At 66.5% G+C, this 4,391-nt stretch carries 8 protein-coding genes and 1 pseudogene; 7 read left to right on the forward strand and 2 right to left on the reverse strand.

All coding sequences use genetic code 11. The annotated features are described in order from the left end of the window. A pseudogene (locus QZZ29_RS00005) lies at nt 1-498 on the reverse strand (integrase); the annotation flags it as partial. Nucleotides 499-720: 222 nt separating this feature from the next. On the opposite strand from QZZ29_RS00005, the gene QZZ29_RS00010 reads away from it, so the two are divergent. Together QZZ29_RS00010 and QZZ29_RS00015 are read left to right on the forward strand one after the other, a co-directional pair. Beyond that, on the forward strand, nt 721-1,407 hold the full coding sequence (locus QZZ29_RS00010) for an NYN domain-containing protein (RefSeq protein ID WP_291380379.1): 687 nt from the start codon (nt 721-723) through the stop codon (nt 1,405-1,407). A gap of 96 nt (nt 1,408-1,503) precedes the next feature. Then, nucleotides 1,504-1,788: a hypothetical protein gene (locus QZZ29_RS00015; protein ID WP_291380380.1), complete on the forward strand. Its 285-nt coding sequence runs from the start codon at nt 1,504-1,506 to the stop codon at nt 1,786-1,788. A 1-nt stretch (nt 1,789) separates the two neighbouring features. Here QZZ29_RS00015 and QZZ29_RS00020 read toward each other — a convergent pair whose 3' ends face one another. Continuing rightward, the gene (locus QZZ29_RS00020) at nt 1,790-2,161 is read right to left on the reverse strand and encodes a hypothetical protein (RefSeq protein ID WP_291380381.1); all 372 of its coding nucleotides are present in this window, start codon (nt 2,159-2,161) and stop codon (nt 1,790-1,792) included. Between QZZ29_RS00020 and QZZ29_RS00025 the strand changes: the two genes are divergently transcribed. From QZZ29_RS00025 to QZZ29_RS00045, 5 genes are all read left to right on the forward strand, one after another. Next, nucleotides 2,160-2,501: a hypothetical protein gene (locus QZZ29_RS00025; protein ID WP_291380382.1), complete on the forward strand. Its 342-nt coding sequence runs from the start codon at nt 2,160-2,162 to the stop codon at nt 2,499-2,501. The two genes, QZZ29_RS00020 and QZZ29_RS00025, sit on opposite strands and share 2 nt — an antisense overlap. A gap of 94 nt (nt 2,502-2,595) precedes the next feature. After that, a complete protein-coding gene (locus tag QZZ29_RS00030) occupies nt 2,596-3,006 on the forward strand; it encodes a hypothetical protein (RefSeq protein ID WP_291380383.1) in 411 nt (136 codons plus the stop codon). Nucleotides 3,007-3,051: 45 nt separating this feature from the next. Beyond that, nucleotides 3,052-3,357 (forward strand): helix-turn-helix transcriptional regulator, encoded by a 306-nt coding sequence (locus QZZ29_RS00035; RefSeq protein WP_291380384.1) that lies wholly within the window; start codon nt 3,052-3,054, stop codon nt 3,355-3,357. Between the two features lie 541 nt (nt 3,358-3,898). Beyond that, complete coding sequence (locus QZZ29_RS00040) at nt 3,899-4,102, forward strand: hypothetical protein (RefSeq protein ID WP_291380385.1); 204 nt, start codon at nt 3,899-3,901, stop codon at nt 4,100-4,102. A 100-nt stretch (nt 4,103-4,202) separates the two neighbouring features. Continuing rightward, nucleotides 4,203-4,391: hypothetical protein (locus QZZ29_RS00045; RefSeq protein WP_291380386.1), on the forward strand; the 189-nt coding region annotated here is incomplete at its 3' end.

A 4,391-nucleotide genomic window follows, 5' to 3' on the forward strand; every position in this document is an offset into this window, starting at 1 on the left:
GCACCCGGGGACCGCGTCGTCCCAGTCGGCCCAGGTGCGGATCGGGATCTGCGACTTCAGCAGCGTCCCTGGGTTGGTATGCGACCGGCCGCGGGAGAGCAGCTTCGCCCGCTCCGGTGCGAGCCGCCGGTCGATCGTCGCCGCGCTGATGCGCACCAGCAGGGCCGCCTCGGCGTCGCTGAGACCGAGCTCGTTGTCGCGGCGCAGCAACGGCACCAACATCCCCAGCATCGGCGCGAGGCGCTTCCCGGCTGGCGCCCGCAGCACCGCCCAGCACTTCACCAGAGCCCTCGTCACGGCCGGACCGTAGGTCGGCGCCCGCCCCGCCCTGGGCTTCACCACCTTGAGCGTCAACGCGGCCCGCAACGCCGCCCGGGCGTAGTCGCGATGCCACCCGGTCAACTCAACCAGCTCGGTTAGTATCCGGCCCTTACCGGCCCGGTCGGCGCTCCGATACGCGAGCGCCTTCTTGTTCGTCACCGCCTGCCGTTGCGTCATTGTCAGCTCCAAAGAAACGGGTGTATCCCACATCCATCACCCACGTCTCGAACCACGCCGAAGCGGAGGTTTTCAGATGAGGCAACGCATGGTGCTACGCGGAGGTTTTCTATGAGTCAACGCGAAAAGTTGACAACGTCCACGGGGATGGCGAAACTAGACGCATTACTCCCCGTCGTCTTCGGATTGGCGGGGATTTTTTCTATTGGGGAGGGTGGGGCAATGGCGCTTCGCACGGCGGTCGTGATCGACTACGAGAATGTGCATCGGATGGCACGAGGCACGTTCGATCCACAAGGCGATCTGCGTGAGTACTTGATTCATCCGATGCAGTTCGCCCGCGCCGCGATCCGCGAGCGCAACGACAGGCAGCGCGAGGGCTACCCCCATGCGGAACTGTCGAAGGTGCTGGTGTTTCGTGGTCGACCAAGTGCACAGCATGAGCCGACGTACTACACCCGCAATACTTCTCAAGCGACGCAGTGGCGCGCTGACGGAGCCGTGGTGACGCTGCGCGAGTTGAAATACACTTACCAGTACGACGAGCACGGTCGCGTCGTGACGGACGAGGCGGGTCGCAAGCTCCTCGCGTCGGGCTCGAAGCCGCAGGAAAAGGGCATCGACGTGCTGTGCGCGCTTGAGTGTGTCAGGCAGGCCCAGCGCGACGACATTGATCTCGTGGTGCTGGCGTCTCGGGATACGGATCTGGTGCCGGTGCTTGACCAGTTGCACGACGCGCACCGCGACCGCCCGAGTCTGTCGGCGAAGGTAGAAACGGTCGCGTGGTTCGACCGTGACGCGCTGAGGCAGGGAGGGTCGCTGCAACCAACTCGGCCGCGAAAAATCTGGAACACGAACCTTGGCCGACGGCAACTCGAGGCCAGTATCGACAGGAACGACTACCGCTAGGGGCAGCGCGCGCGTGGTGCGCTGACCGGTCAACTGCCCCGGCAAATCGGTATCCTCGGCCGTCGTGACAGAGCGTTTTGCGCGTCGTTCTCGGTCGTGGACCTGATTGGCAAGCGCACGCCCATCGCGCTCGACGTGCCGGGTTCGATGGCGTTCGGCGCGGTGGCAGGCATCCTGCTCAGCCCGCGTGAGGCGTCGGCTGGTCTGGTGTTGGTTCTTGCTTTCACGGACCGCGCGCTGTCGATGCGGTTGGCGCCCGCGCGCCACCGGGCGGCGACGGGGATCGACGCTCGGCTGATCGTGCTTGCCACGTCGGCGACGAAGTTCACTATCGCCGACCCCGGGGACGCGGGCATGCTCGCTAGCGGTGGGTGCCAGTGAGTCACTGGGCCGAGCCGGGTGCGTCGATCTCCACCGTCACCTCTTCGAGCCGGACAACGTCGTCCGCGAAGGGGTAGACCTCGATCTCGAGAACGGAGTCGTCCCAGAACGCGATGAGTCCCGCCAGCGTAGAACCGTCGGCCGCGCGTACGCCGCCCTCAACCAGGAGCGGTCGTTCTTGCCTCTCGGGATCGCGAAGTTCGACCGGGCGAAGCGCAAAGGTTGGGCACGTCCCGCAGCTGCAACTCGATGCGGCCTGCAGGTCATTGGGGAGCGTGGCGTCGGCGCCGGTAACGAGGTTCCATGCGGCGATCCAGTCGTCCGCGACCGACCGCTCTGCTGTGGTCGGTTCGCGCCATGTGAGTTTGCGCATGGCTGGAGTTTACGTTTGCGCTCGGGCGGCGGTCCACGCGCGCAGCGCCCGCTCGCCTCGTGCCACGACCGCCGAACCCAGTCTGAGCGTCGTCCGCCTGCAACGTCCCACGGGCCAGGCGGAACGCGACCTGGTGGAAGCATCGGGCTGGCTTGCGTGGCCGCCGCGTCTGCCCGAGCAGCCGATCTTCTACCCCGTGCTGAATGAGTGGTACGCGACCAAGATCGCTCGTGAGTGGAACGTGCCGCACGCGGGGGTGGGGTACGTGATGGAGTTCGATGTGGATGCCGCGTACCTGTCGCGCGCTTTGCCTTGCAGCAGGTGGGCTGTCGCGGCGTGATCGACACGGTGAGTGACTAGCCTTCTCCCCCGACTCCGCATCGCCGCTGAGGAGAACCCCGGCCACCACGCCGGCCTGTGCCAGCATCGGCAGAATGGAGGGCCCGTGGCACGTCGAGGTGGCGAGCGAGGACTTCGCGCGTTTCGCTCGTTCTCTCCACGAATACGAGCAAGCGGTACTTGACGTGGCTGTCAGGGAGGTGCTCGCCGTCGAAGGCCAGGCGATCTGCGAGTCCGAGTGGGGAAAGGCTCTGGGGCGCGGGCTGTACGAGTTCCGCATCCGCAAGAGTCTCGACGCGATCCTGAAGCTCACTGGTGTGGTGCGCACACGCGGTGGGAGGCAGCCTGTGCTTCTCCGGGTTTTCTGCGCGTTTGAGCGTGGGCGGGTGGTGCTCTTGCTGGGCGGATACGACAAGGGCAAGGATCCGTCTGGAAGACGACAACAACGCGAGATCTCCGCAGCCCGGCGTGTCCTAGCAGACTGGAAACGACAACAGAGGGCTTGACGCAATATGTGGTCAAGCACATACTTGCTCCAAAGGGAGGTCGCCATGTCGCGCTCGTACGAATCGCTGTCAGCCGAGCTTCGCCAGGGGTGGAGCGACGATGCCGCTCGCGTTCATGACGCCGTGTCGGCTGAGTTTCGCGCCGAGGTAGCCGCGCGTCGGGCGATCGGCGCCGCCGTCGCCCGCGCCCGCAAGGCGTCGGGCCTGACGCAGGTGCAACTCGCGTCTGCCGCATCCGTCCAGCAAGCCGAGGTCAGCCGCATCGAGCGCGGGCACGCCAACCCCACCGTCGCCACGCTGGCGCGCATCGCGGCGGCGACAGGGTCGAGGGTGGACCTGGTGCGCGCCTAACTGTACGGTTTGGCGAAGTCCCTTGCGCCGCCCCTGGTGCCAGCCCTACCGTCGTCGTTTGTGTCCACCGACGGACACAGCATCGAACACCGACGAGACGACAGAAAGGGGTGCACCATGCGAGATCACAACTCCTTGCGACGCGGCTTTGCAGCCATTGCGTCGGAGCACCTCACGTCCGTCCGCGGTGAAGATCTCGGCGGGCCTGAGGGCCAGCCGACCGCGCGCTCCTAGCCGCGCCACCCAGCCCGCCTCGCGGTAGGGCGACACGCCCGCCTCGCGGCACTCCTTCGCTCCCGGCCGTAGCCAGGAGCCAAGACCTCCGAGCGAGCCGAACAGGCGTTGGCAACCCCTGTCACCGATCGGTTCGCGGCTTCGCGTCCCCTTCGGAGCGTCTGCCCTGGTAGCTCAGCTGGTAGAGCAGCTGGCCGCAAGGCACGTCTGACCCTCGCCATAGGCTCGCTCGCGGTCCGTGCAATACCCATGTCCCCACTTCAGGCCAGGATCCCTCCTGGCCCGGATCACAGAAAGAACCAGCATCATGTTCAAGTTCAACCTCAAGGCCTTACTGGCCCGGGGCTCCGACGAGGGCTTCTACGCCCCCGGCTCGGGACCCCCACAGCGCGGCCTGCCCAGGGAGAGGGTCGACGCCGTCGAATTCTCCGAGGCTGACCGTGCGCCCAACCCGGAGGCGCCGATGCCGATGCGCGGCTTCGGCAGCTCTGCCAACTGGGGCGTGTGGTGACGCGGCGTCGCCGTTCCTTCCTTGTCTGCGCAGGGGAGGAGTGGCGGTCTTCTCCACAGGTGGCCTGCGCCGCGTCGGTGGGCGCGCCTAACCTCAGTCCGTGGTCAACGTCCCTGGGTTCCCGGCGCTCTCCGGCAAGCGCATGCGAAGGCTACTGGAGCGTGAACTCGGGTACCGCGTGGTTGCCGGGAGAGGCCACGGCTCGCATGAGATCCTGCGCTCTGAGGAACACCCGCAGCTCACCTGGGCGTTGTCCAAACGTGACCTCGCGCCCATCGAGGTCCGTAAT

Origin of the sequence: Demequina sp. (assembly GCF_016278765.1) — a bacterium.
In the GTDB taxonomy this organism is placed as follows: Bacteria; Actinomycetota; Actinomycetes; order Actinomycetales; family Demequinaceae; genus Demequina.

What these genes read in the sequence shown, in the direction of transcription:
- QZZ29_RS00025 (WP_291380382.1), top strand. Translation starts at nt 2,160, where the DNA reads ATGGCTGGAGTTTACGTTTGCGCTCGGGCGGCGGTCCACGCGCGCAGC.
- QZZ29_RS00010 (WP_291380379.1), top strand. Translation starts at nt 721, where the DNA reads ATGGCGCTTCGCACGGCGGTCGTGATCGACTACGAGAATGTGCATCGG.
- QZZ29_RS00040 (WP_291380385.1), top strand. Translation starts at nt 3,899, where the DNA reads ATGTTCAAGTTCAACCTCAAGGCCTTACTGGCCCGGGGCTCCGACGAG.
- QZZ29_RS00020 (WP_291380381.1), bottom strand. Translation starts at nt 2,161, where the DNA reads ATGCGCAAACTCACATGGCGCGAACCGACCACAGCAGAGCGGTCGGTC.
- QZZ29_RS00030 (WP_291380383.1), top strand. Translation starts at nt 2,596, where the DNA reads ATGGAGGGCCCGTGGCACGTCGAGGTGGCGAGCGAGGACTTCGCGCGT.
- QZZ29_RS00035 (WP_291380384.1), top strand. Translation starts at nt 3,052, where the DNA reads ATGTCGCGCTCGTACGAATCGCTGTCAGCCGAGCTTCGCCAGGGGTGG.